The organism is Nocardia sp. NPDC058176 (genome assembly GCF_042883805.1).
In the GTDB taxonomy this organism is placed as follows: Bacteria; Actinomycetota; Actinomycetes; order Mycobacteriales; family Mycobacteriaceae; genus Nocardia.
Map to the genome: position 1 here is coordinate 1 of NZ_JBHVVA010000013.1, position 24,619 is coordinate 24,619.

The window sequence follows — 24,619 nt, forward strand, 5'->3', positions numbered from 1 at the left end:
CGAACCCGGAAGCTAAGGCCACCTGCGCCGATGGTACTGCACTCGACAGGGTGTGGGAGAGTAGGACACCGCCGGAACATCATTGCGAAAGGCCCCCAGCATTTATGCTGGGGGCCTTTTTGTGTTTATGGTCTACCTGTCGCATCGTCACCGGTCCAGGGGGGAACCATGAATTACTATCCGCCGCAGTCGAACTACGCGCCGCAGCCGTACTATCCACCGGCACCACCCAACAGGAGCGGTAGCCGGGTGGTGCTCATCATCGTCCTCTGTCTGGTCGGTGTCGGAATCATCGTCTCCGGCGCGCTCTTCGTCATCGTCAAGAATGTGACGAGCGACGACAATCCGTTCTCGTTGAACACACAGGAGCTCGTGCGGCCCGAGATCGGGCAGTGCACCGCGGCGACGGAGACGATCGTCGACTGGTCGGCCGTGGTCCTCGACTGTTCGGATCCGGCGGCGACGATGAAGGTTGTCGTGTCGGAGCTTGCGGCGGACGGCGACGTCGCCGCCGAATGCTCGACGCCGGACAAGCTGCTGATCGTCGACGGGCGGGTGGACGGCGACTACACGGTGGTGCACGCGTGTGCGGCGCCGAACCTCGAGGTCGGTCGATGCTATTCGGGCGGAATCGGCGGTTTTCAGCATGTGAGTGGGTGCGTGGACGGGAGCATCGTCGCTCAGCTCGACCGGGTCCTGCCCGGCGTCACCGATACGTCGGTGTGTGAGACGACGTCGACGGATATCGCCATCAAGATGAGTTACATCTCCGTCACAACCATGCACTTCATCGACAAGCGGGAAGGGTCCACCTACTGTTTCGTGCCCTTCACGGGCTGAGGTTCGGCTCGGCGGGGCGGGTTTGGTCGTTGCCGGAGGGGGTCGCTTACAGTGTTCGGGTGCGCCTTGTGATTGCTCGTTGCCAGGTTGATTATGTCGGTCGGCTGACCGCTCACCTTCCGATGGCTCGTCGGCTGTTGATGATCAAGGCCGACGGGTCGGTGCTGGTGCATTCCGATGGTGGCTCGTACAAGCCGCTGAACTGGATGAGTCCGCCGTGCTGGCTGGAGGAGCGGGATATCGCCACGCTGGTGCCCGCTGAGCTCCCCGACGGCGTAGCGGTGCTGCGGGAGGGCAAGACGAGCCTGCCGGACAGCATCAAGGCGCTGTGGGTGGTCACGAACAAGGCCGGCGAGGAACTGCGGATCACCATCGAGGACATCGAGCACGACTCGCTGCACGAACTCGGCATCGATCCCGGTCTGGTCAAGGACGGGGTCGAGGCGCATCTGCAGGAACTGCTGGCCGAGCACGTGACGAAACTCGGCGAGGGATACACCCTGATCCGGCGTGAGTACATGACCGCGATCGGGCCGGTCGACCTGCTGTGCCGCGACGCCGACGGCGCGACCGTGGCGGTGGAGATCAAGCGGCGCGGGGACATCGACGGCGTCGAACAGCTCACCCGCTATCTGGAACTGCTCAACCGCGACCCGCTGCTGGCGCCGGTGGCCGGGGTGTTCGCGGCGCAGCAGATCAAGCCGCAGGCCAAGATCTTGGCCGCGGACCGGGGAATCCGCTGCCTCACGCTCGATTACGACGAGCTGCGTGGCACGGAGAGCAACGTTTTCCGCCTGTTCTAGGAAACGCCACCATGCCGCGACGCAAACCACGCCACGATCGCCGCAGCGGCCCGGCGCCGCTCGGTGACGTCTACGGGCGGACCGAGGCGGGGCCGCGCGACGACGAGACCTATATCGTCCGAACCGTGCCCGGTGCGCGGGCCGTGAAGACCTACCGGTGCCCCGGCTGCGACCACGAGATCGCGCCCGGTGTCGCCCACATCGTCGCCTGGGCGGCCGAGGGCGGCGAGGACGACCGAAGACACTGGCACCAGGGCTGCTGGAACGGCAGGCGCACCAGGGGGATCACCCGCCGCTGGTCCTGAACACACAGCGAAAACCGAAGGCCGCCTCGATGATTCGAGGCGGCCTTCGGTTTTCCAGTGAAGACGATGTCGTCGCAGGCCCGACGTCAGTTGCTGATGTCGGCGTTTTCGCGGTCTTCGTCGACGATGTCCTCGTCGGCGTCGGCCACCTCGGGGATGGCCTTGTTCTGGCGCGAACCCGACACCGACTTGTTGTTGCCGTTGTTGTTGCTGATCGACTTGCGCTCGGGGGCGCCGTCGAGCAGCTCGCTCTCGCGGTTGACCGCGGCGAGCATGGCGGGCACCGAGTCGAGCTGACCACGGATACCGAGCAGCTGGGCCAGTACCCGGCCGCGCAGCACGCGCATCTCCTCGGCCAGTTCCTTCGCGTGTGCGATCTTGCGCTCGGAGGTCTGGGTGGCGGAGCTGATCAGGCGGTTCGACTCATCGGTCGCGTCCTTGATCCGCTGGGCGGCCTCGGCGCGACTGGTGGCCTCGAGCTCCTCCATGGCACGGGTCAGCTTGGTGCGCCGATCGTTCATGGTGGCCTCGAAGTCCTGCTGGGTGGCCTTGCGCTTGGCTTCGGCCTCCTTGCCGAGGCGTTCGACATCGGCTTGGGCGGCTTCGATGATCTTGGCGGACTCGGTGCGCGCGTTCGCGAGGGTCTGCTCGAACTCGATCTCGAGCGCCTCGCGCTTCTCCTTGGTCTCCGCGAGCAGCGACTCGTACTTGCCACGCATCTCGGTGGCCTGCTGCTCGGCGATCGACACCATCTCGGCGGCCTCGGCCTGCGCCAGCGCGCGGACCTCGGACGCTTCGTCCGAGGCGAGGCGCAGCATGCGCGAGATGCGGTCGGACATGCCTTCGGCGGTGGTCGGCGGCACGGAAAGCCGGTCGACCTCCTTGCGGAGCTCGTCGATCTCGTCACGCGCGTCTTCCAGCTGGCTGGCGAGATTGCGGGCCTGCGCGGCGGCAGCGTCCCGGTCGGTGGCGGTGACGCGGAGCTCAGCGTCGAAGCGGTCGAAGTAGTTGCGCACCTCGTCTTGCGCATAACCCTTGCGCACAACGGTGAAGGGCAGTGCAACGAAGCGATTGCGATCGGACTCAGGTGACGACATGGCACACAAAATACAGCCTCGAGCGAGGCTATGGAGACTCGACCGTGATTGTGATCTCGCCGAGATTTACCGAGCCTATCCGCCTACTAGTGCGTAACATTCGGGTTCGGCTCGACGAGCTCGACCAGCACACCCCCAGCATCCTTCGGATGGATGAAGTTGATGCGGGAATCCGCGGTGCCGTGACGAGGTGCTTCGTACAGCAAACGGAGCCCGCGATCGCGCAGGAAACCCGAAACCGCCTCGATGTCGGTGACCCGGTAGGCCAGCTGCTGCAGGCCCGGCCCGCTGCGGTCGATGAACTTGGCGATCGTGGACTCGGGGGTCAGCGGTGCCAGCAACTGCAGGGCGGTCGCGCGGTCGGCCGCCGCGGGGCACGAGAGCATCGCCTCGACGACGCCTTGGGCCTCGTTGACCTCGCGATGGGTCTCGACCATGCCGAGGTTGTCGGTGTACCAGGCCACGGCGGCGTCCAGATCGGGCACGGCGATGCCCACGTGGTCGACGGCGATGACGTAGTCGGCGGGAATGAAGTTCACGTTGCTCACCCCACGAAGTTAGCCCGCACCTGCGTGCCGGGCACGCGCCGATACCGGTTACCGTTGAGTGCAACCCTTGACGCCGACGGTCCCGCCGTTGGCGTCGCGGCGAGGTTCGACTCTATGAATGCGAGGCTTTCGTGACGACTTCTGTCATCGTGTCCGGTGCGCGTACCCCGGTCGGCAGGCTGCTGGGCGGCCTGAAGGGCTTCAAGGCCTCGGATCTGGCCGGTGTGGCGATCAAGGCGGCGCTCGAGAAGGGCGGCGTCGCGCCCGAGCAGGTCGACTACGTGATCCTCGGCCAGGTGCTGCAGGCCGGTGCCGGGCAGCTGCCCGCGCGCCAGGCCGCGCTCGCCGGTGGCATCCCGTTGGATGTGCCTTCGCTGCTGATCAACAAGGTCTGCCTGTCGGGCATCAACGCGATCGCGCTGGCCGACCAGCTCATCCGCGCCGGTGAGCACGAGATCATCGTGGCCGGTGGCATGGAGTCGATGAGCCAGACTCCGCACCTGCTGCCCAAGAGCCGTGAGGGCTTCAAGTACGGCGACACCACCCTGGTCGACCACATGGCCTACGACGGCCTGCACGACGTGATCACCGACCAGGCGATGGGCCTGCTCACCGAGGAGCGCAACGACCTGGACAAGGTGACCCGCGAGGAGCAGGACGCGCTGGCCGCGGCCTCGCACCAGCGCGCCGCCGCCGCGTGGAAGAACGGCGTGTTCGACGACGAGGTCGTGCCGGTCGCCGTGCCGCAGCGCAAGGGCGACCCGATCTACGTCACCGAAGACGAGGGCATTCGCGCCGACACCACCGTCGAGTCGCTGGGCAAGCTGCGTCCGGCCTTCCGCAAGGACGGCACCGTGACCGCGGGCACCGCCTCGCAGATCTCCGACGGCGCGGCCGCGGTGGTCGTGATGAGCAAGGCCAAGGCGCAGGAGCTGGGCCTGGAGTGGATCGCCGAGATCGGTGCGGCCGGTCAGGTCGCCGGTCCGGACTCGACGCTGCAGGACCAGCCGGCCAACGCCATTCTCGCCGCGTGCGCGAAGGAGGGCATCACGCCTGCCGAGCTGGACCTGATCGAGATCAACGAGGCGTTCGCGGCCGTGGGTGTCTCCTCGACCAAGAAGCTGGGCTACGACCCGGAGAAGGTCAACGTCAACGGTGGGGCGATCTCGATCGGTCACCCGCTGGGCATGTCCGGTGCGCGCATCCTGCTGCACCTGGCGCTGGAGCTCAAGCGCCGCGGTGGCGGCGTGGGCGCTGCCGCACTCTGTGGTGGCGGCGGTCAGGGCGACGCCCTGATCATCCGCGTGCCTGCCTGAACCTGCTGAACACCCGAAGGGCCCCGGTATTCGTACCGGGGCCCTTCGGTGTGACCGGTCCAACTACGACGTGTCGTAGGTCATGCTGCACAATGGGCGGCATGGGTTTCTTCGATTTGCGGTCCACGGCCAGTCGGTTTCGGTTCTTCGCGGTGCTCGAGGCGCTGTCGTGGATCGGTCTGCTGACCGGTATGGCGTTCAAGTACATCCCGGCCGAGGGCAACGAGATCGGCGTGAAGATCTTCGGGCCGGTGCACGGTGCGATCTTCGTGCTGTTCGTGATCACCGCGCTGCTGACCGCGCGCGAGCTGAGCTGGGGCTGGAAGACCACCGTCCTGGCGCTGCTGTCGAGCATTCCGCCGCTGGCCACCGTGCTGTTCGAGGTGTGGGCGGTGCGCACCGGTCAGCTCGGTGAACTGAGCGCTGACGCGAGCAAGGGCTCCGCGGCAGCCACGCCTGCCGCTTCGTGACAAACTGGGGAGCGTGACTCGACCCGCTGCCCGTCGTCCTTCGCCCGCCGCCGCCGCTGCCATGTCCGGTGCGGTGGATCTGTCCGCGCTGAAGCAGCCGCCCGCCGCGCCCGGCGGGGCGGCTGCCACCCCGGGGAACCACACGGTCACCGAGGCGGATTTCGAGAGCAAGGTGATCCGCCGCTCGACGCAGGTGCCCGTGGTGGTCGCGCTGTACTCGCAGCGCAGCCCGGGCAGCGTCGAGCTGGTCCGCACGCTGGAGCGGCTCAACGCCGCCGACGGCGGTTCCTGGGACCTGGCGACCATCGAAGCCGAACCCAACATGAACATCGTCCAGGCGCTGCGCGTGCAGGGGATCCCGACGGTGATCGCGGTGGCGGGCGGCCAGCCGCTGGCCGATTTCGAAGGCGCCCAGCCGGAGCCTCAGGTGCGCCAGTGGATCGACGCGGTGCTCGACGCGACCGCGGGCAAGCTGGAGGGCGACGCCGGCGCCCAACCCGAGCCCGAGGTCGAGGACCCGCGCTTCGTCGCCGCCGAGGACGCGCTGTCCGAGGGTGACATCGCGGGCGCCGAGGCGGCCTACGAGGCCATCCTGGCCGAGGAACCGGCCAACGAGGAAGCCAAGGCGGCCCTGCGCCAGCTGCGCTTCCTGACCAGGGCCCAGCAGCTCGACCCGGCCGTGGTCGCCACCGCCGACGCCGACCCGGCCGACCTGGACGCCGCCCTCGACGCCGCCGACGTGGAACTGCTCGAACAGCGCCCCGAGGCGGCCTTCGACCGCATCATCGCCATCGTCAAGCGCACCGCGGGCGACGACCGCACCAGGGCCCGCACCCGCCTGCTCGAACTGTTCGAGCTGTTCGACCCGGCCGAGCCCTTCGTGATCGCGGCCCGGCGCAAGCTCGCGACCGCCCTGTACTGACCCACTTCGTATCGAGGCCGCCCCGGCCGAACCGCCGGGGCGGCCTCGCCGTATCTCCTCACAGACCCGCGGCAGCCCGCCGCGAGCTGACTCGAGGAGCACACCATGACCTCACTCGACCACTCGGCAGCGGTCGATCCGGCCGCCGTGGAAGCCTTCGCGGGCACCATGATCGAGATGCTCGATCACGCGAGCGCCGCGTTGATGATCAGCATGGGCCATCAGGTCGGCCTGTTCGACGCGATGGCGGCGGTCCCCGGCGCGACCAGTGCGCGGCTCGCCGCCGCCGCCGATCTCGACGAGCGCTATGTGCGCGAATGGCTCGGCGCCGTCACCACCGCGGGCATCGTCGACTACGACCCGGTCACCACCACCTACACCCTGCCGCCCGCGCACGCGGCCAGCCTGACCAGGGCGGCCGGGCCGGACAATCTGGCGCGGGTCATGCAGTTCATCGCCCAGCTCGGCGAGGTGGAGCCGAAGATCGTCGAACGATTCCGCACCGGTGGCGGTCTGTCCTACGAGGACTACGGGCGGTTCCACGCGCTGATGGCCGAGGAGAGCGCGGAGGTCTTCGACGCCGCCCTGCTCGACGTGATCCTGCCGATGGCGCCGGGGCTGCCGGAACGGCTGCGTGCGGGCATCGACGTGGCCGATATCGCCTGTGGCAGTGGACATGCCGTGAATCTGATGGCCGCGGCCTTCCCGGCGAGCCGGTTCACCGGGTACGACTTCTCCGCCGACGCGGTCGAGGTGGGTATCGCCGAGGCGGAGGCCATGGGGCTGACCAACGTGACGTTCGCGGTGTGCGATGTCGCCGAATTGCACGCTCCCGAATCCTGTGACCTGATCACGGTTTTCGACGCTATCCACGATCAGGCGCATCCGGCTCGGGTGCTGGCGAACATCGCCGAAGCGCTGCGCGCCGATGGTGTGTTCCTGATGGTCGACATCCACGCCTCCAGCACGCTCGAGGAGAACATCGACCTGCCGCTCGGCCCCTTCCTCTACACCATCTCGACGATGCACTGCATGTCGGTCTCGCTCGGTCAGGGCGGCGATGGGCTCGGCACGGTCTGGGGCGAACAGCGCGCGCTGTCGATGCTGGCCGACGCGGGTTTCACCGAGGTGACGACCAGCCACGTCGACGGCGATCCACTCAACACCTACTACGTCGCGCGTAAGGCCGGCGCTAGGTGAGCCACAGGGCGCTGTGGCGCGCGAGAGTGACTGTTGCCGAGGCCGGTTGGCCGTGCCAGGGGGTTTGCTCGGCGGTGACGGTGCCGAGGTTGCCGATGCCGGAGCCGCCGTAGGCGGTGGCGTCGGTGTTGAGGATCTCGCGCCAGGGGCCGGGGTGGGGCAGGCCGATGCGGTAGTTCTCGCGGGTCGAGCCGGAGAAGTTGAAGACGCAGGCCACGGCGGCGCCATCGGTGGACCAGCGGAGGAAGGCGAAGACGTTGGCGGTGCTGTCGTCGGCCTCGAGCCAGGAATGCCCGCCGGGGGTGGTGTCCTGGCTCCACAGGGCCGGGTGCGCGGTGTAGGTGTGGTTGAGGTCGGTGACCATGGTCGAGATGCCCTGGTGCAGTGGGTTTTCCAGTTCGTGCCAATCGAGGCCGCGGTCGTTGTCCCACTCGCGGAACTGGCCGAACTCCTGGCCCATGAACAGCAGTTGTTTGCCGGGGTGGGACCACATGTAGGCCAGGAGGGCGCGCACGCCGCTCGCCTTGGCGAAGTCGTCGCCGGGCATGCGGGTCCACAGGGTGCCCTTGCCGTGCACCACCTCGTCGTGACTGATCGGCAGGACGTAGTTCTCGCTCCACGCGTAGACCAGCGAGAAGGTCATCTCGTTGTGGTGCCAGGAGCGGTGGATCGGGTCGCGGCCCAGGTAGCCGAGGGTGTCGTGCATCCAGCCCATGTTCCACTTCATGGTGAAACCGAGCCCGCCGACATCGGTACCGCGGGTGACGCCGGGCCAGGTGGTCGACTCCTCGGCGATGGTGACGACACCGGGGTGCGCGCGGTGCACGGTGTCGTTGAGTTCCTGCAGGAAGTCGACGGCTTCCAGATTCTCTCTGCCGCCGTAGATGTTGGGTTCCCAGCCGCCGTCGGGGCGCGAATAGTCCAGGTACAGCATGGAGGCCACCGCGTCGACGCGCAGGCCGTCGATGTGGAACTCCTCGATCCAGAACGCCGCGTTGGCGACCAGGAAGTTGCGCACCTCGTTGCGGCCGAAGTCGAAAACGTAGGTGCCCCAGTCGAGTTGCTCGCCGCGGCGCGGATCGGGGTGCTCGTAGAGCGGGGTGCCGTCGAAGCGGGCCAGGGCCCACTCGTCGCGCGGGAAGTGCGCGGGGACCCAGTCCAGCAAAACGCCGATTCCGGCGTTGTGCAGGTGGTCGACGAGGAAGCGGAAATCGTCGGGGCTGCCGAATCGGGAGGTGGGCGCGTAATAGGAGGTGACCTGGTAGCCCCAGGAACCGCCGAACGGATGCTCGGCGACCGGCAGCAGCTCCACGTGCGTGAAGCCGGTGGTGCGCACGTAATCGGCCAGCTGTTCGGCCATTTCGCGATAGCCGAGGCCGGGGCGCCACGACGCGAGATGCACCTCGTAGATGCTCATGGGGGAGCGGGTGGCGTCGGTGCGGGCGCGGCGGTCGAGCCAGTCGCCGTCGGTCCACACGTGATCGGCGCGGGCCACCACCGACGCGGTGGCGGGCGGGACCTCGGCGGTGAAGGCCAGCGGGTCGGCGTGATCCACGACGCGACCGTCCGCGCCGTGGATCCGGTACTTGTAGCGCGTGCCGGGACCGACGCCCGGGACGAACACCTCCCACACCCCGGAGGTCCCGAGGGCGCGCATCGGCGTGGAAGTACCGCCCCAGTGGTCGAAATCGCCGAAGACGGTGACCCCGCGGGCATTCGGGGCCCACACCGCGAACGAGGTGCCGTCGACCTCGCCGTCGAGGGTGGTGTAGTGGCGTGGATGCGCGCCGAGCACCTCCCACAGCCGGGTGTGGCGGCCCTCGCCGATGAGGTGCAGGTCGAACTCGCCGACGGTGGGCAGGAAGCGGTAACCGTCGGCGGAGATCACGGTGGGGGCGCCGGGGTAGGCGGTGCGCACGCGGTAGTCGTCGATGCGCGGGTACGGCAGGGTCGCGGCGAAGACGCCGTGGCCCAGCGACTTCAGCGGATGCTCGGCGTCACCGACCAGCACCGAGACCGCGTCGGCGTGCGGGCGCAGCACGCGCACCGCGGTGCCGTCGGCATGCGGGTGCGCGCCGAGGACGGTGTGCGGGTCGGGGTGGGTGCCCGCCGCCAGGAGCAGCAGGTCGCGCCGTTTCATCACAGGGTCCTGCGATGGGCCAGTGAGGCGCGGGCGGCGGCGGGGATCGCGGGCAGCGCGAGGATGTGTGCGACGGCGCGAGCCGGGTCGAGGCGGACGAAATTGCGCTGCGCCCAGTGGTATTCCTCGCCGCTGACCTCGTCGAACACCACCGGGTGATCGTGCCACTCGCGGCCGATCGAGGGCAGGTCGAGTGAGATGTGGCCCTGCTCGGCGGCATACGGGTTCAGGTTGATGATCACCAGGACGGCGTCACCGCTGACCGGGTCGAACTTGGAGTAGGCGATCAGCGCGTCGTTGTCGACGTGGTGGAAGTGGATGCAGCGCAACTGTTGTAGCGCGGGATGATTGCGCCGGATCTCGTTGAGCCTGGTCAGCCACGGCTCCAGCGATTCGCCGCGAGCCAGCGCGCCGGCGAAATCACGGGGGCGCAGTTCGTACTTCTCCGAGTCGAGGTATTCCTCGCTGCCCGGTCGCACCGCCTCGTGCTCGAACAGCTCGAAACCGGAGTACACGCCCCAGGTGGGCGCGAGGGTGGCCGCGAGGGCGGCGCGGATGGCGAACATGCCGGGGCCGCCGTGCTGCAGGCTCTCGTGCAGGATGTCGGGGGTGTTCACGAACAGGTTGGGCCTGGCCTCGTCGGCCTTGGCGGCCAGTTCGTTGCCGAACTCGGTGAGCTCCCACTTGTGCACGCGCCAGGTGAAATACGTGTAGGACTGGCTGAATCCGCGCCGGGCCAGACCGTAGAGGCGGGCCGGGCGGGTGAACGCCTCGGACAGGAAGATCACGTCGGGATCGGTGCGGCGCAGCTGGGTGATCAGCCACTCCCAGAAGTCGGCGGGCTTGGTGTGCGGGTTGTCGACGCGGAAGATGGTGACGCCCAACGAGATCCAGTGCCGGACCACCCGCAGGACCTCGGCGTAGAGGCCGTCCGGGTCGTTGTCGAAGTTGACCGGGTAGATGTCCTGGTATTTCTTCGGCGGGTTCTCGGCGAAGGCGATGGTGCCGTCGGGGAGGGTGGTGAACCATTCCGGGTGCGCGGCGACCCACGGGTGGTCGGGGGCGCACTGCAGGGCCAGGTCGAGAGCTACTTCGAGGCCGAGTTCCGTTGCCGTGGTGACGAACTCGGCGAAGTCCCGCTCGGTGCCGAGGAGCGGGTGGACGGCATCGTGGCCGCCCTCGGCCGAACCGATCGCCCACGGCGAGCCCACATCGCCCGGCTCGGTGGTGAGGGTGTTGTTGCGGCCCTTGCGGTTGATCTCGCCGACCGGGTGGATCGGCGGCAGGTAGACCACGTCGAAGCCCATGCCCGCGATGCGGGGGAGTTCTTTCGCCGCGGTGGCGAAGGTACCGTGCACGGGGTCGCCGGCGGCGTCGCGGCCGCCGGTCGAGCGGGGGAAGAACTCGTACCAGGAACCGATCAGGGCGCGGCGGCGTTCGACCAGCACCGAATGCTGGGTGCCGCGGGTGACCATCTCGCGCAGGGGGGTCGCGCGCAGGATCTCGGCGACCTCCGCGCTGAAGGCAGGGGCGACGCGGGCCGGGAGCTGCTCGTCACCGCGCAGGGCCGTCGCGGCCGCGCGGAGGCGTTCGAACTGCTTCTTCGGGACGGCCTGGGCGGCCTTCTCGAAGAGGGTGGCGCCGATCTCCAGGTCATTGGCCAGATCGGCGGCGGACTGGCCGACCGCGAGCTTGGCCTCGACGGCCGAGCGCCAGGTGGCGATCGGGTCGCTCCAGCCTTCGATGCGGAAGGTCCAGATGCCGGGGACGTTGGGGGTGAAGACGGCGTTGAAGACGTCGGGCTCGTAGTCCGGGGTCATGCGGACGCGGGTGATGCGCGAGGAGCCGGGGGCGCGGACGGCGAGGGTGGCGGCTACCGCGTCGTGGCCCTCGCGCCAGACGACGGCGCGGACGGGGAAGACTTCGCCGACGGCGGCTTTGGCCGGGCGGCCGCCGGGGATGGATGGGGCGATGTCGTCGATGGCTATCCGGCCGGTCACTGGACAAACGTACTGCATGGGTGGAGCACCGGCGTGCTCGAGCGCGCGGGCAGGCAGGGCGGGCCGCGATGCGGCCCGCGGTGGATTCGAGCGACCGGAAGCGGGGGTCTTCACTGGGCACGCAGGCCGGCGAGCAGGCGGTCGAGGGCCGTGATGGTGTGGGACAGGGCGGTCGGGTCGGGGGTGGTGGCCAGCCAGAGGGCTGCTTCGTTCATCGCGCCCGACAGCAGGCGGGTGAGGGGGGCTACCGGTTGAGGCGGGAGGGTGCCCGCGTCGATCAGGGCCTGGAGGGCCTCGTTGAGGTGCCGGGCGGAATTGGCCTCGTCCAGAGCTCGCCATTCGTGCCAGCCGAGGACGGACGGGCCGTCGATCAGCATGATCCGCTGGACCAGGGGGTCGGCGGTGGCGCGCAGGAAGGCGGCGCATCCGGTGGTCAGCTGGGTCCACGCGTCGGCGTCGGCGTCCGCGGCGGTCGCCACCTGTTCGCCGACCTCCTGCTGCAGCGCGGTGAGGACGGCGCGGAACAGGTCGGCCTTGCTGTCGAAGTGGTGGTAGAGGGCGCCTTTCGTGACGCCGGACGCGGTGACGATCTCCGCCAGGCCGACGGCCGCGTAGCCCTTCTCGGCGAACAGGCGCCTGCTCTCGCGCAGCAGGGTGCGCCGGGTCTCCTCGCGCTGCCGCGCTCGCGCTGTCGATGGCATCCGGATTCCTCCCATTGACCTACCGGTGGTATGTGAACTACTCTACGACACATACCAACGGTATGTGAAAGGTGAACGTCATGAAACTGAGCGGCTTCTACCCCGTCCTCGCCACCTCCGACCTCCCCGCCTCGCGCGACTTCTACACGTCCTGGTTCGGCTTCGAGATCACGTTCGAAGCGGACTGGTACATCAGCCTGAAACGACCGGGCGGCGACGGCGCTCCCGACTACGAGCTCGCCCTGCTCGATCCCACCCACCCGACCATCCCGGCCGGATACGGCAAGCCGGTGCAGGGCCTGCTGCTGAACTTCGAGGTCGACGACGTCGACGCCGAATGGGAACGCCTCGTCGTGGCCGGTGGGCTGGCGGCCGAACTGGAGATCCGCAGCGAGGACTTCGGTCAGCGCCACTTCATCGTCGCCGATCCCGCGGGCGTCCTGATCGACGTCATCACCGAGATCCCACCGAGCCCCGAGTTCCTCGCGCAGTTCGCCCCGGGTACCGCCGCAACTCCCTGATCACGCGAGGACATGGGTAACTCCCCAGCCACCTCCCAGCTGTCCCGGACCCAACGCGAGCCCGACTGCCAACGGCCGGGCTACCGGAAGGCCCGCAATGGTCGCGGGGAGGCGGAACAGCTAGTCTTCGGCGGGTGAAGGCACTTCGTCGGTTCACTGTCCGTGCCCATCTGCCGGAGCGGCTCGCCGCGCTGGGCGAGCTCTCGACGAACCTGCGGTGGTCGTGGCACGGCCCCACGCAGGATCTGTTCGCCGAGCTCGACCCGGAGCTGTGGCGCACGGTCGGTCAGGATCCGGTGCGGATGCTGGGGGAGGTGCCCGCCGAGCGGCTCGACGAGCTCGCCACCGATCCCGGGTACCTCGCGCGCGTCGACGCGGCCGCTGCGGGACTGCGCGACTACCTCGCCCGGCCGCGCTGGTTCCAGGAGCAGACCGGCACGCAGGTCGCCGGGATCGCCTACTTCTCCATGGAGTTCGGTGTCACCGAGGTGCTGCCCAACTACTCCGGTGGTCTCGGCATCCTGGCCGGTGACCACCTCAAGGCGGCCTCGGATCTGGGATTGCCGCTGATCGGCGTCGGCCTGCTGTATCGCTCGGGGTACTTCCGGCAGTCACTGTCGGCCGACGGCTGGCAGATGGAGCACTACCCGGCACTGGACCCGCAGGGCCTGCCGCTGCGGCTGCTCACCAGCGACGGGTCGCCGGTGCTGATCCACGTGGGCATGCCGGAGGGTCGCGTGCTGCGGGCCAGGGTGTGGATCGCGCAGGTCGGCCGGATTCCGTTGCTGCTGCTCGATTCCGACATCGCCGAGAACGATCCGGAACTGCGCGCGGTCACCGACCGGCTCTACGGCGGCGACCAGGATCACCGGATCAAGCAGGAGATCCTGGCCGGCATCGGCGGCGTTCGCGCGGTGCGCGCCTACACCCGCGCCAACGGGCTGCCCGATCCCGATGTGTTCCACATGAACGAGGGCCACGCCGGTTTCCTCGGCGTCGAGCGCATTCGCGAATTCGTCGCGGGCGGACTGGATTTCGACACCGCGCTCGCGGCGGTGCGGGCGGGGACCGTGTTCACCACGCACACCCCGGTGCCCGCCGGGATCGACCGGTTCCCGATGCCGTTGGTGCGCAGGTACTTCGGCGGCGCGCACGGTGAATCCGAATCGGCGTTGCTGCCGGGGCTCTCGGTCGACCGGATTCTCGCGTTCGGCCGGGAGTCCGACCCCTCGGTGTTCAACATGGCGCACATGGGTCTGCGCATGGCGCAGCGCGCCAATGGCGTGTCGAAGCTGCACGGTGAGGTCAGCCGGGAGATGTTCGCCGCGCTGTGGCCGGGCTTCGACGCGGCCGAGGTGCCGATCGGCTCGGTCACCAACGGGGTGCACGCGCCGACCTGGGCCGCGCGCGAATGGATCGACAAGGCCCGCGAACTCGTCGGGCCCGAGCTGGTCGAGGAGGCGCGCGGCTGGGAGAAGCTCAGCGATGTCGACCTCGGGCAGCTGTGGTCGACGCGAAACACCTTGCGCGGCGTGCTCATCGACGAGGTGCGGCGCAGGCTGCGCGACTCGTGGCGGCAACGCGGCGCCGCCGAGGCCGAACTGGGCTGGATCGACGACGTCTTCGACCCGGACGTGCTCACCGTCGGCTTCGCTCGCCGGGTGCCGACCTACAAGCGCCTCACCCTGATGCTGCGCGACCCCGAACGCCTGCGCGCGCTGCTGCTCGACCCGAAGCGGCCGGTGCAGCTGGTGGTCGCGGGCAAGAGCCACCCCGCCGACGACGGCGGCAAGGCGCTCATCCAGCAGGTCGTGCGCTTCGCCGACGACCCCGAGGTGCGCCATCGCATCGTCTTCCTGCCCGATTACGACATGTCGATGGCCCGCTACCTGTACTGGGGTTGCGATGTGTGGCTGAACAATCCGCTGCGCCCGCTCGAGGCCTGCGGCACCTCGGGGATGAAGTCCGCGCTCAACGGCGGGCTCAACCTGTCCATCCGCGACGGCTGGTGGGACGAGATGTACGACGGCGAGAACGGCTGGGCCATCCCCACCGCCGACGGCGTGCGCGACGAGCACCGCCGCGACGATCTCGAGGCCTCGGCGCTGTACGAACTGGTCGAACGCACCGTCGCGCCCCGCTTCTACGACCGCGACGCCGACGGGGTGCCGGTTCGCTGGACCGAGATGGTGCGCCACACCCTGCAGACCACCAGCCCCAAGGTGCTGGCCTCGCGCATGGTCCGCGACTACGCCGAGCAGTACTACGGACCGGCCGCCGCCGCCTTCGGGCGGGTGGCGGGCGACGACTTCGCCGGTGCGCGCCAGGTCGCCGAGTACCGGCGCCGGGTCGACGCGGCCTGGCCGTCGGTGCGGGTGGCGCAGGTCGACAGTTCGGGGCTGCCCGACACCCCGGTGATCGGCGCCGAGCTGGCCCTGCACGCGCGCATCGAACTGGGCGGCCTCACCCCCGCGGACGTGGTCGTGCAGGCGGTGCTCGGCCGGGTCTCGCCGACCGACGACCTGTCCGACACCACCACCATCGAGATGACGCACACCGGCGCGGACGACGGCGCCGAGCTGTACTCCGTACAGGCGCCGGTCCCGCTCTCGGGTGCGGTCGGGTACACGGTTCGTGTGCTGCCGCACAACGCGCTGCTCTCGGGCGACGCGGAGCTGGGTGTGGTGTCCGTCGCAGGCGCGTGACCAGGACGGCCTGACACGGTGGTCGGGTTGTTCGATTCAGTGAACTTTCCGCTACCGTTCCTGGGCATCCTTCTTCTCTGAAACCCCGGACTGGAGAGTCATGGCCAGCGATGTCCTCACCCGCGCCCGAGGGCGCATCGACGGATACTTCGGTGTCACGTCGAGCGGGTCCACCTTCCGGCGCGAGGCGATGGCGGGCACGGTCACGTTCCTGGCCATGTCGTATGTGCTTGCGGTGAACCCGTCGATCCTCGGCGACGAGGGCGCGCTGGGCGACAAGGGCATCCCGATGCAGGCGGTGTTCACCGCGACGGCGGTGGCCGCGGTCTTCGGCACGCTGGTCATGGGCATCTGGGCGCGCTACCCGATGGCGCTCGCGCCCGGGATGGGCCTGAACGCGTTCTTCGCCTACACCGTGGTGCTGAGCATGGGGATTCCCTGGCAGGTGGCGCTGTCGGGCACCCTCATCTCGGGCGTGCTGTTCTTCGTCCTGTCGATCACCAAGATCCGGGAGAAGATCCTCAACGCGATTCCGCTGCAGCTGAAATTCGCGGTCGGCGCGGGCATCGGCTTGTTCGTGGCGTTCCTCGGTTTGAAGAACGCGGGCATCGTCGTCAACAGCGATGCCACCCTGGTCACCCTCGGTGACTTCACCAAGGGCACCACGCTGCTCGCGCTGTTCGGCCTGGTCGTCACCGTGGTCTTCCTGGTGCTCGGCTGGCACGGCGCGGTGCTCTACGGCATCGTCTCGACCACGATTCTGGGCATGGTGACCGGGCTGGTCGGCGTGCCGACCGGGATCGCCGAACTGCCGAAGGGTCTCGATCAGACCTTCGGTCAGGCGATCATCCATCTGCCCGACGCCTTCACCGGACAGATGATCATCGTGGTGCTCACCATGCTGTTCGTCGACTTCTTCGATGCCTCGGGCACGCTGATCGGCGTCGCGAACCAGGCGGGTCTGCTGAAGAAAGACGGCACGCTGCCGCGGGCGCGCAGCGCGATGGCCGCCGATGCGGTCGGCACCACCGCGGGCGCCATCATCGGCACCTCGACCACCACCGTGTACGTGGAGTCGACCGCCGGTGTGTCGGCGGGTGGCCGGACCGGCGTCACGGCGATAGCGACGGCGGGCTGGTTCCTGCTCGCGATGTTCTGCTATCCGGTCTTCTCGGTGATCGCCGGATCGGCCGAGGTGACCTCGGCCGCGCTGATCGTGGTCGGTGTGCTGATGGCGCGAGCACTCGGTGACATCGACTGGCAGCGGCTGGAATATTCGGTGCCCGCGTTCATCACCGTGATCATGATGCCGCTGACCTATTCCATCGCGAACGGCCTGGCCATGGGCATGATCTTCTACCCGATCGTGATGGTGGCCAGGGGCCGTGCCAAGGAAGTGCACCCGGTGATGTGGGCGCTGATGGTGCTGTTCCTCGCCTACTTCTTCTTCCTCGTGGAGTAACCGTGGCCGCGAATCCTGTGTCTATACTTAGGCAAGCCTAGCCAAGGTTCACAAGACGCAATGGCTCGGTGGTCTGAACTACCGGCGAAGAGGCCGCTCCGCGAGGAGCGGCCTCTTCGCTCGTCATGGGCAAGTTTCGAATCGCAGATGAGGACACGATGACCGATACCGCTACCCGCACCACCGCTTCCCCGCCCGCTCCCACCGTCGCCGATCAGGTACTCGGCAGCGACATCGGACTGCTCGTCCTGCGCGTCGTCTTCGGCGGCCTCTTCGCCGTGCACGGCGCCCAGAAACTGTTCGGGTGGTTCGGCGGAAAAGGCTTGGACGCGACCATCACCGGCTTCGCCAACATGGGCTACAACCCCGGCGAACTGTTCGGCACGCTGGCCGGTCTCACCGAGTTCGTGGGCGGACTCGCGCTGCTGCTCGGCCTGTTCACCCCGCTGGCGGCGGCCGCGATCCTCGGCACCATGGTCAACGCGATCTACATCAAGCTCGACGACGGCCTGCTCGGCAGCGGCGGCTACGAACTGGCCCTGCTGTACGCGATCCCCGCGATCACCCTCGCGTTCACCGGGCCTGGACGGCTCGCACTGGACCATGGGCGCCCGTGGGCGCGTCAGGGTCTGGTGTGGGGCGGCGCCGCGGTCGCGCTCGGCATCGTCACCGGCATCATCACCCTGATCTTCAAAGCGGTGCTGTGAGCTGAGTCGACAACCGTCGCGAAGGCGGCGCGGTGCCCGGAGTCCGGCTACCGCGCCGCCTTTTTCCTTGGCTGTCGGCGGCACCGATTACCCTCATCGGCGGTGCCGGTCGACGCGGCGCCACGCATCGTCCGCGCGTCGAAGAGGAGAGCTGGGATGAAGGCTTATGACCTGGGGTTCGGGGATTCGGCGGACAAGCTGGCCGAGACGCCCGGCGGGGAACCGCTGGCGCTCGCCGCGCCGGTGCGCTCCGGGTGGATCGGGAGCGAGGGTCCGGCCATCGACCCGGCGACCTGGCCGCGCGGGCCGGTCACCGGGCTGCCGATGATGCACGCGCTGACCCTGCGGTTGCCGGCGGATTTCCAGCGGCGTGGGCCCGGCTTTCCCGCGATCGCGTTCTTCCAGGGTGAGGGGCAGTTCGCCGATGCCAACGAGCCGGTCGTCGCCGATGCCGCCTCGGACGATCCCGTCGCCCGCGATCTGGTCGGCACCAAGCTGCACGCGCAATTGCGGATCCTGCACGACGAGATCGGCGGCGCCTTCGCGCTGATCTGGCTGACCGAGCGGGAATTCGCCGGTGGGCCGGTGGCACCGCCGGACGATGTCCGCCTGCCGGGCACGCCCGCCGCGAGTGACGAGGGCTGTAATGCCTGGGACGACGTGCATCCCACGGTGGGTGTCTGGCTCGCCGAACGGGTCGCCGATCCGAATGTCGGGATCGCGCCGGTCGAATACGATCCGGACACCCGCTACCAGGATCCGCTCACCGACGACTCCGGCTGGAACTCCTGGGCCGAACCGCTGTTCGGGCGCTCACACCTCGGTGGCACGGCGTTCCCGGTGCAGGCGTTGCCGGAGGGGCTCACGCCGTACTACCTGGAGATCGAAGAGGTCTCCGGGATGAACTTCGGCGGCGGCAATGCCCAGCTCGACCTGGAGTCGGGCGTGTTCGACTGGTCCTGCGGCTAGTCCACCATCGCCGGGCGGTCGTCGTCGGGATGTGCCCCGTCGGCGACCCCGCCCCGGCGCTGCGGCACCACGATGGGTTCGGTGATGCGCGAATCCGGCTCGGCGGCAGGGGGATTGATGATGATCGGTGCGATCGGGGCGGGTTGCTTTCGCGGTGACCCGGTACGGATCAGGATCGCGATGCCTGCCAGGGTGATCAGGTAGACGACCACGTAGATGTTGATCAGCACGTCCGACAGCGGCCACCACGGCGGCAGCAGGAAGGTGCCGATGCTGATCCAGGTGGGGGTGTAGGTGTAGGTCCAGCCGCCGATGGCCAGGTAGAGGGCCGCGGCGGCGAACCACCAGCGCTGCCGGGTCTGGGCCCGGTGGATCAGGTAGACCAGCAGCGGAACGAACCAGACCCAGTGGTGGCCCCAGGAATACGGGGACACCGCGCACGCGGTGAGGCCACCGAGGGTGACCGAGAGCAGGGGTTCGTCGCGGCGCACCAGGACCGCGGCCAGCCACAGCGCGGCCAGCGTGAGCGGGATCGCGATCAGCAGCCACAGCCACAGGGGTGCCGGGCCGTGGGTGAGATGGGCGACGGCGCCGCGCAGTGACTGGTTGGCCGGGTGGACGTCGGGGGCGATGCGGCCGGACTGGAAGAACGTCGAGGTCCAGTACTGGTAGGAGTCGCGCGGCAGGACCAGGCCGGTCAGGCCGATCGTGGCGACGAAGGTGAGCGCGGCGGTGCAGGCCGCCCGCCACCGCCGCTGGGCCAGGTACTGGGCGATGAAGTAGAGCGGGGTGAGCTTGATGCCCGCGGCGATGCCGACGCCGAGGCCGCGCAGGCGGCTGTTCTCGGCGCGCGAGAAGTCCCACAGCACCAGCAGCATCAGCACCAGGTTGATCTGGCCGTAGTAGAGGGTGGTGCGCACCGGCTCGGCGAAGGTGCAGGCCAGCGTGAGCAGGGCGCTGGCCGCGGCGAGGGCCGGGGTGACCCGGTAGCCGAGCATCCGCCAGCTCTGGACGACGCAGCCGAACAGCACGACGAGATTGATCACCATCCACGTGGTGGTGACGTGTGCCCACGGAATCAGCACCAGCGGCAGGAAGGCCAGCGCCGAGAACGGTGTGTAGGTGTAGAGCAGGCCGTAGTGGGTCGGTTCCAGATACAGCGCGCGATCGTGGAGCACCCGCCAGCCGCCGTCGCGGTAGATGTGCACGTCGAGGCCACCGGCGAAGATGCCGCCGTTGATCATCCAGGGATCCATGGTGGTGAAGAGCAGGGTCACGCCGAAGACGGCGGTACCGACGAGCAGCAGGAGCGTCAAGGTCGTGCGCGGCAGGCCCGCGCGTCGCGATTTCTCCGCCACGGTCGTTCTACCGACCGGCTCGCATCGTATGCACGTCTAAGAACCTACAACGCCGCCGCCACGGCGCCCGGCGGCGGCTCACCTTTGGTAGACGAACCCTATGAAGGCGGGTCCGCCTGGCCGCGTACCGATCTGGCCGGACCGGTACGCGGCGCGGGCGGGCTCAGGCCGCGGCGTGCAGCGTGAGCATGGTGTCGGCGCCGTGGTGGAACTCATAGCCGGTCCGGCACAGCGAGGTCTCGATGCCCTTGTCGTGCAGTTCGGTGCGCAGATGATCGATCAGGTCGTCCAGGGGTGCGCCGGTGTAGTCGAGCAGCGGGTAGACCCTGGCCTCGACCGTGGTCACCCGCGACAACTCCACCAGGGCGGCCAGGTGGAAGTCGGCGTCGAGGCGGTCGGCGTAGCTGAACAGCAGGTGCGAGCTGAGCGCCAGGTCGAACGCGTCGTCGGGACAGGGGAGCGAGGGGAGCGCGCCCGCGAGGTAGCGGTGCGGTGTGGTGCGGACGTCGTCGGCGAAGCGGGCGGCCGCGCCCCGGCGGATCGCGGCGTGCTCGGCGGTGCCGCCGTACCAGTCCCAGCGGTAGCGCTCGGCGTGCTTGTGCGCCCAGGCCACGGCGCGTTCGGTTTCGGGGGTGGCCCTGGCGGCCAGTTCGGCGGGGGCGGCGGCGTAGATCGGGTCGATCGCGGTCACCTCGGCGCCCAGTGCGCTGGCCTCGGCCGCGAAACTCGCTGCGCCGCCGGGACAGTCGAGAATTTTCCGGCCGGTGAGATCGTCGTCGGACAGATGGAACATCGCGCGGTACTCGGCCAAAGATCTTGCGCTGACCAGATATTCGTCGAGTACCTCGCCATCGGCGTGGTGCGTCATCACCAAACGTTCTCACGAGATGCGTTCGCCCGGTAGTTGATTCACCGGTGTGGTCATGCCGATTGCAGGACTCGGCGGGCGAGGTCGCGGCGGGTCAGGCCGAGGCGGTGAGCCTGCGCAACGCCTTGGCGACCACCTCGGGATCGGTGGTCTCCCAGTACGGCGGCAGCGAAGCGCGCAGGTAGCTGCCGTACCGGGCGGTCGCGATGCGGGAATCGAGGATGGCGACGACACCGCGATCGTCGACGCTGCGCAGTAGCCTGCCGGTGCCCTGCGCCAGCAGCAGCGCGGCGTGATTGGCGGCCACGCTCATGAAGCCGTTGCCGCCGCGCGACTCCACCGCGCGCTGGCGGGCGGTGAGCAGCGGATCGTCGGGGCGCGGGAACGGAATGCGGTCCAGGATCACCAGACTCAGCGACGGGCCGGGCACGTCGACACCCTGCCAGAGGGTGAGGGTGCCGAACAGCGAGGTGGCCGGATCGTCGGCGAACTTGCGCACCAGCGCGCCCATCGAATCGTCGCCCTGGCACAGCACGGGGGTGTCGAGGCGTTCGCGCAGTGCCTCGGTCGCGGCCTTGGCGGCGCGCATGGAGGAGAACAGGCCGAGCGTCCGGCCGCCCGCCGCGGTGATGAGCTGCTCGATCTCGTCGAGATAGGTGGGGGAGAGACCGTCGCGGCCGGGCGCGGGCAGGTGCTTGGCGACGTAGAGGATGCCGGACTTGGCGTGGTCGAACGGGGAGCCGACATCGAGTGAGCTCCAGCGCACCGATTCCAGGTCGGCGGGCGCGGTGGCGCCGTTGGCCAGCGCCGGGTCGACCTTGCCGCCGGACTGGGAGGGCAGGCCCCAGGTGATCGCCAGCCCGTCGAAGGAACCGCCGATCTGCAGGGTCGCCGAGGTGAGCACCACCGTCGCGGTGCCGAACAGTCTGCTGCGCAGCAGCCCGCCCACCGACAGCGGCGCCATCCGCAGGGTGCGGCGGGCGACGCCGCGCAGTTCGTCGGCCGCGAGCCAGATGACATCGCGGCGTGCGGCCGGGTCGGGCTCCTCGAAGGCGGTGAGCGCGCGGACCGCGGCATCGTGCACGTCGTCGAGCGCGGCGACGGCCATCGTGCGGGCGGCGGCGTTGTCGGGATCGTCCTGGGTCTTCACGGTGCCCTGCGGTGCGATCGCGGTGCGCGCGTTCCACGCGGCATCGCGGACCAGGGCCAGGACCGGGGCGATGCCGTCGGGCAGGCGGTCCCAGCGGGCGGGCGGCAGTTCCTCCAGCGCCTGGTGGAAGCCCTCGGCGGCGCCTTCGAGCCGGTCGACCTCGCGCTCGTCGATGAGTTTGGTGCAGCGGCGGGCGGCGGCGGTGATCGCCGGGGCGGCCAGTTCGGCGGTGGCGACGCCGGTGACCCGGTCGACCAGTTCGTGCGCCTCGTCGATCACCACCACATCGTGTTCGGGCAGCACCTGGATCCCGCTGATCGCGTCGATGGCCAGCAGCGCGTGGTTGGTGACCACCACGTCGGCCTGCGCCGACTCCGTGCGCGCCTTCTCGGCGAAGCAGTCCTGGCCGAACTGGCAGCGGCTCTTGCCGAGGCATTCGCGCGAGGACACGCTGACCTGCCGCCAGGCCCGGTCGGTGACGCCCGGCGCGAGCTCGTCGCGGTCGCCGGTCTCGGTGTCGGAGGCCCATTCGTTGAGGCGCTGGACCTCGCGGCCGAGGCGGGAGATGGCGAACGCGTCGAACAGTTCGGCCTCGCCGGTGTCCTCCGGGATGACGCTGTTGATCTTGTTCAGGCACAGATAGTTGTTGCGGCCCTTGAGGATCGCGAACTGCGGGGTGCGGCCGAGCGGCTTGCTCAGCGCCTCGGACAGGCGCGGCAGGTCGCGATCGACGAGCTGGCGTTGCAGCGCGATCGTCGCGGTGGAGACCACCACCGTGCGCCCGGTGCGCACCGCGTGCCGCAGGCTCGGAACCAGATACGCCAGCGACTTCCCGGTGCCGGTGCCCGCCTGGACCGCTAGGTGCTCCTTGGTGTCGATCGCGTGGTCGACGGCGCTCGCCATGGTGGTCTGGCCGGTACGTTCCTTGCCACCGAGGGCATGCACGGCGGTGGCGAGCAGGTCGGCGACGGGGGGAAGTTCGGGCACGCGCGCAGCTTATCCGTCGGGGGTGACAGTGTTTGTTGGAGCGCTGGCGCGCTCGAGTCGCGGCCCCGAGGGGCCACCGGTCAGGCGCCGTTTCTTGCTCCTTCGTCGCCTACGAAACGGCGCCTGACCGGCGACCCGGCCGCGACCGGCCACTGCGTGGCCGCCGCTCCTCGGGGTCGCGGGTGCGGGGTTGGGGACCAGGGGGGACGTCGGGCGTGGGGGTTCGGCCGCCATACTGGGCGCATGAGTATTCGGCCGCTGGACGGAGTGCGCGTCCTGGAACTCGGCAACTATGTTGCCGCTCCCACTGCCGGACGTATTCTGGGCGACTTCGGCGCCGAGGTGATCAAGGTGGAACGCCCCGGCACGGGTGACGAGTTACGGAATTGGCGGTTGTACGGGGGCGATACCTCGATGTTGTATCGCACCGTCAACCGCAACAAGAAGTCGATCGTGCTCGACCTGCGGACCGAGGCGGGGCGGGCGATCGTGCTGGATCTGGTGGCGCGCTGTGATGTGCTGCTGGAGAATTTCCGGCCGGGGATGCTGGAGAAGTGGGGGCTCGGGCCGGAGGCGCTCGAGCAGGTGAACCCGAATCTGGTGATCACCCGGATCTCCGCCTACGGCCAGACGGGACCGATGTCGGCGCGACCGGGGTTCGCGGCGGTCGCCGAGGCGGTGGGTGGCCTGCGTGAGCTGGTCGGCGATCCGGATCGGCCGCCGGTGCGGGTCGGGGTGTCGATCGGTGACTCGATCGCGGGCATCTACGCCGCGTTCGGCACCGTCATGGCGCTGTTCCAGCGGGAACGGGTCAGCGGGCCGGTGCCGCAGGTGGAGCGGATCATCGATGTGGCGCTCAACGAGTCGATCCTGTCGGTGATGGAATCACTGGTCCCCGATCACCTCGCCTACGGCATCAACCGGGAGCGGGTCGGCGGGCGGATGGAGGGCATCGCGCCCAGCAACGCCTACCCGACCAGCGACGGCTACAGCATCATCATCGGCGGCAACGGCGACGCCATCTTCGGGCGATACATGCGGGTCATCGACCGTCCCGACCTGGCCGCCGACCCGGAACTGGCCGACAACGCCGGACGCTGGCGCCATCGCGAGCGCCTCGACGCCGCCATCGCGGAATGGTCGATCCGCTACACCCGCGACGAGGCACTGAAATTGCTCGACGACGCCGCCATCCCGTGCGGCCCGATCTACACCGCCGCCGACATCGTGGCCGACGAGCAGTACCGCGCACGCAATATGATCCAGTCGTTCCCCGTCGACGTGGGCGAGGCCGAACCCAAACAGGTGGGTTTCCCCGGCATCGTCCCGGTGATCGGGGGCGAGTCGCTGCCGATCCGCAATGTCGGCCCCGACCTCGGCGAGCACACCAGAGAGGTGCTCGGCGGACTGCTCGGGATGAGTGACGACGAGATCGACGCGCTGGAGGCATCATGACGAGGCGAGTACACGGCAGGCGACGCCCGCCGGTCCGCAGCAAGTGGGAACCGCGCGGGCCGGGCCATGTGCGTCCGACCGTGCACCCGACCCCG

General features: G+C 69.0%; 21 protein-coding genes. 13 read left to right on the top strand and 8 right to left on the bottom strand.

What is annotated here, in order from left to right:
* Nucleotides 1-249: 249 nt before the first annotated feature.
* The 3 genes from ACFVVM_RS33550 to ACFVVM_RS33560 are packed head-to-tail and all read left to right on the top strand — an operon-like array spanning nt 250 to nt 1,948.
* On the top strand, nt 250-840 hold the full coding sequence (locus tag ACFVVM_RS33550; RefSeq protein ID WP_387626564.1) for a hypothetical protein: 591 nt from the start codon (nt 250-252) through the stop codon (nt 838-840).
* A 59-nt stretch (nt 841-899) separates the two neighbouring features.
* On the top strand, nt 900-1,643 hold the full coding sequence (gene nucS / locus ACFVVM_RS33555) for an endonuclease NucS (RefSeq protein ID WP_387626690.1): 744 nt from the start codon (nt 900-902) through the stop codon (nt 1,641-1,643).
* An 11-nt stretch (nt 1,644-1,654) separates the two neighbouring features.
* The gene (locus ACFVVM_RS33560) at nt 1,655-1,948 is read left to right on the top strand and encodes an ATP/GTP-binding protein (protein WP_387626566.1); all 294 of its coding nucleotides are present in this window, start codon (nt 1,655-1,657) and stop codon (nt 1,946-1,948) included.
* A gap of 86 nt (nt 1,949-2,034) precedes the next feature.
* Here the strand turns inward: ACFVVM_RS33560 and ACFVVM_RS33565 are convergent, their stop codons facing one another.
* Both ACFVVM_RS33565 and mce read right to left on the bottom strand, forming a co-directional pair.
* A complete protein-coding gene (locus ACFVVM_RS33565; RefSeq protein WP_387626568.1) occupies nt 2,035-3,045 on the bottom strand; it encodes a hypothetical protein in 1,011 nt (336 codons plus the stop codon).
* An 86-nt stretch (nt 3,046-3,131) separates the two neighbouring features.
* A complete protein-coding gene (gene mce / locus ACFVVM_RS33570; protein WP_387626570.1) occupies nt 3,132-3,593 on the bottom strand; it encodes a methylmalonyl-CoA epimerase in 462 nt (153 codons plus the stop codon).
* Between the two features lie 131 nt (nt 3,594-3,724).
* Here mce and ACFVVM_RS33575 point away from each other — a divergent pair, with 131 nt between their 5' ends.
* The 4 genes from ACFVVM_RS33575 to ACFVVM_RS33590 all read left to right on the top strand — a co-directional run bounded on the left by ACFVVM_RS33575 (nt 3,725) and on the right by ACFVVM_RS33590 (nt 7,501).
* Nucleotides 3,725-4,909 carry an acetyl-CoA C-acetyltransferase gene (locus tag ACFVVM_RS33575; protein ID WP_387626572.1) on the top strand — a complete coding sequence of 395 codons (1,185 nt, stop codon included), beginning with the start codon at nt 3,725-3,727 and terminating at the stop codon, nt 4,907-4,909.
* A gap of 101 nt (nt 4,910-5,010) precedes the next feature.
* The gene (locus ACFVVM_RS33580) at nt 5,011-5,379 is read left to right on the top strand and encodes a DUF3817 domain-containing protein (RefSeq protein ID WP_387626574.1); all 369 of its coding nucleotides are present in this window, start codon (nt 5,011-5,013) and stop codon (nt 5,377-5,379) included.
* A 61-nt stretch (nt 5,380-5,440) separates the two neighbouring features.
* Complete coding sequence (locus ACFVVM_RS33585) at nt 5,441-6,301, top strand: tetratricopeptide repeat protein (protein WP_387626692.1); 861 nt, start codon at nt 5,441-5,443, stop codon at nt 6,299-6,301.
* A 105-nt stretch (nt 6,302-6,406) separates the two neighbouring features.
* Nucleotides 6,407-7,501, top strand: a complete 1,095-nt coding sequence (locus ACFVVM_RS33590; protein ID WP_387626576.1) for a class I SAM-dependent methyltransferase — start codon at nt 6,407-6,409, stop codon at nt 7,499-7,501.
* Here the strand turns inward: ACFVVM_RS33590 and glgB are convergent.
* From glgB to ACFVVM_RS33605, 3 genes are all read right to left on the bottom strand, one after another.
* Nucleotides 7,494-9,641, bottom strand: a complete 2,148-nt coding sequence (gene glgB, locus ACFVVM_RS33595) for a 1,4-alpha-glucan branching protein GlgB (RefSeq protein ID WP_387626578.1) — start codon at nt 9,639-9,641, stop codon at nt 7,494-7,496. The genes ACFVVM_RS33590 and glgB overlap by 8 nt on opposite strands.
* The gene (locus tag ACFVVM_RS33600) at nt 9,641-11,641 is read right to left on the bottom strand and encodes a maltotransferase domain-containing protein (RefSeq protein ID WP_387626580.1); all 2,001 of its coding nucleotides are present in this window, start codon (nt 11,639-11,641) and stop codon (nt 9,641-9,643) included. Before ACFVVM_RS33600 ends, glgB begins: the two co-directional genes overlap by 1 nt.
* Nucleotides 11,642-11,751: 110 nt before the next feature.
* A complete protein-coding gene (locus ACFVVM_RS33605) occupies nt 11,752-12,342 on the bottom strand; it encodes a TetR/AcrR family transcriptional regulator (RefSeq protein ID WP_387626582.1) in 591 nt (196 codons plus the stop codon).
* Between the two features lie 80 nt (nt 12,343-12,422).
* Between ACFVVM_RS33605 and ACFVVM_RS33610 the strand changes: the two genes are divergently transcribed.
* From ACFVVM_RS33610 to ACFVVM_RS33630, 5 genes are all read left to right on the top strand, one after another.
* Nucleotides 12,423-12,863, top strand: coding sequence for a VOC family protein (locus ACFVVM_RS33610; RefSeq protein WP_387626584.1), 441 nt, complete (start codon nt 12,423-12,425; stop codon nt 12,861-12,863).
* A 134-nt stretch (nt 12,864-12,997) separates the two neighbouring features.
* Nucleotides 12,998-15,568, top strand: coding sequence for an alpha-glucan family phosphorylase (gene glgP, locus ACFVVM_RS33615; RefSeq protein WP_387626586.1), 2,571 nt, complete (start codon nt 12,998-13,000; stop codon nt 15,566-15,568).
* 100 nt (nt 15,569-15,668) lie between these two features.
* Complete coding sequence (locus ACFVVM_RS33620) at nt 15,669-17,030, top strand: NCS2 family permease (RefSeq protein ID WP_387626588.1); 1,362 nt, start codon at nt 15,669-15,671, stop codon at nt 17,028-17,030.
* Between the two features lie 158 nt (nt 17,031-17,188).
* Nucleotides 17,189-17,737: a DoxX family protein gene (locus ACFVVM_RS33625; protein ID WP_387626590.1), complete on the top strand. Its 549-nt coding sequence runs from the start codon at nt 17,189-17,191 to the stop codon at nt 17,735-17,737.
* A gap of 156 nt (nt 17,738-17,893) precedes the next feature.
* Nucleotides 17,894-18,706: a hypothetical protein gene (locus ACFVVM_RS33630; protein ID WP_387626592.1), complete on the top strand. Its 813-nt coding sequence runs from the start codon at nt 17,894-17,896 to the stop codon at nt 18,704-18,706.
* On the opposite strand, the gene ACFVVM_RS33635 is transcribed toward ACFVVM_RS33630, so the two are convergent.
* The 3 genes from ACFVVM_RS33635 to ACFVVM_RS33645 form a co-directional block, all read right to left on the bottom strand.
* Complete coding sequence (locus tag ACFVVM_RS33635; protein ID WP_387626594.1) at nt 18,703-20,064, bottom strand: glycosyltransferase 87 family protein; 1,362 nt, start codon at nt 20,062-20,064, stop codon at nt 18,703-18,705. The genes ACFVVM_RS33630 and ACFVVM_RS33635 overlap by 4 nt on opposite strands.
* Before the next feature lie 163 nt (nt 20,065-20,227).
* Nucleotides 20,228-20,932, bottom strand: coding sequence for a hypothetical protein (locus tag ACFVVM_RS33640; protein WP_387626596.1), 705 nt, complete (start codon nt 20,930-20,932; stop codon nt 20,228-20,230).
* A 94-nt stretch (nt 20,933-21,026) separates the two neighbouring features.
* A complete protein-coding gene (locus ACFVVM_RS33645; RefSeq protein WP_387626598.1) occupies nt 21,027-23,069 on the bottom strand; it encodes an ATP-dependent DNA helicase in 2,043 nt (680 codons plus the stop codon).
* 243 nt (nt 23,070-23,312) lie between these two features.
* Here ACFVVM_RS33645 and ACFVVM_RS33650 point away from each other — a divergent pair, with 243 nt between their 5' ends.
* Complete coding sequence (locus tag ACFVVM_RS33650; RefSeq protein ID WP_387626600.1) at nt 23,313-24,524, top strand: CaiB/BaiF CoA transferase family protein; 1,212 nt, start codon at nt 23,313-23,315, stop codon at nt 24,522-24,524.
* Nucleotides 24,525-24,619: the final 95 nt, after the last annotated feature.

What these genes read in the sequence shown, in the direction of transcription:
- ACFVVM_RS33560 (WP_387626566.1), top strand. Translation starts at nt 1,655, where the DNA reads ATGCCGCGACGCAAACCACGCCACGATCGCCGCAGCGGCCCGGCGCCG.
- ACFVVM_RS33565 (WP_387626568.1), bottom strand. Translation starts at nt 3,045, where the DNA reads ATGTCGTCACCTGAGTCCGATCGCAATCGCTTCGTTGCACTGCCCTTC.
- ACFVVM_RS33580 (WP_387626574.1), top strand. Translation starts at nt 5,011, where the DNA reads ATGGGTTTCTTCGATTTGCGGTCCACGGCCAGTCGGTTTCGGTTCTTC.
- ACFVVM_RS33585 (WP_387626692.1), top strand. Translation starts at nt 5,441, where the DNA reads ATGTCCGGTGCGGTGGATCTGTCCGCGCTGAAGCAGCCGCCCGCCGCG.
- ACFVVM_RS33590 (WP_387626576.1), top strand. Translation starts at nt 6,407, where the DNA reads ATGACCTCACTCGACCACTCGGCAGCGGTCGATCCGGCCGCCGTGGAA.
- glgB (WP_387626578.1), bottom strand. Translation starts at nt 9,641, where the DNA reads ATGAAACGGCGCGACCTGCTGCTCCTGGCGGCGGGCACCCACCCCGAC.
- ACFVVM_RS33605 (WP_387626582.1), bottom strand. Translation starts at nt 12,342, where the DNA reads ATGCCATCGACAGCGCGAGCGCGGCAGCGCGAGGAGACCCGGCGCACC.
- ACFVVM_RS33610 (WP_387626584.1), top strand. Translation starts at nt 12,423, where the DNA reads ATGAAACTGAGCGGCTTCTACCCCGTCCTCGCCACCTCCGACCTCCCC.
- ACFVVM_RS33620 (WP_387626588.1), top strand. Translation starts at nt 15,669, where the DNA reads ATGGCCAGCGATGTCCTCACCCGCGCCCGAGGGCGCATCGACGGATAC.
- ACFVVM_RS33625 (WP_387626590.1), top strand. Translation starts at nt 17,189, where the DNA reads ATGACCGATACCGCTACCCGCACCACCGCTTCCCCGCCCGCTCCCACC.
- ACFVVM_RS33630 (WP_387626592.1), top strand. Translation starts at nt 17,894, where the DNA reads ATGAAGGCTTATGACCTGGGGTTCGGGGATTCGGCGGACAAGCTGGCC.
- ACFVVM_RS33640 (WP_387626596.1), bottom strand. Translation starts at nt 20,932, where the DNA reads ATGACGCACCACGCCGATGGCGAGGTACTCGACGAATATCTGGTCAGC.
- ACFVVM_RS33650 (WP_387626600.1), top strand. Translation starts at nt 23,313, where the DNA reads ATGAGTATTCGGCCGCTGGACGGAGTGCGCGTCCTGGAACTCGGCAAC.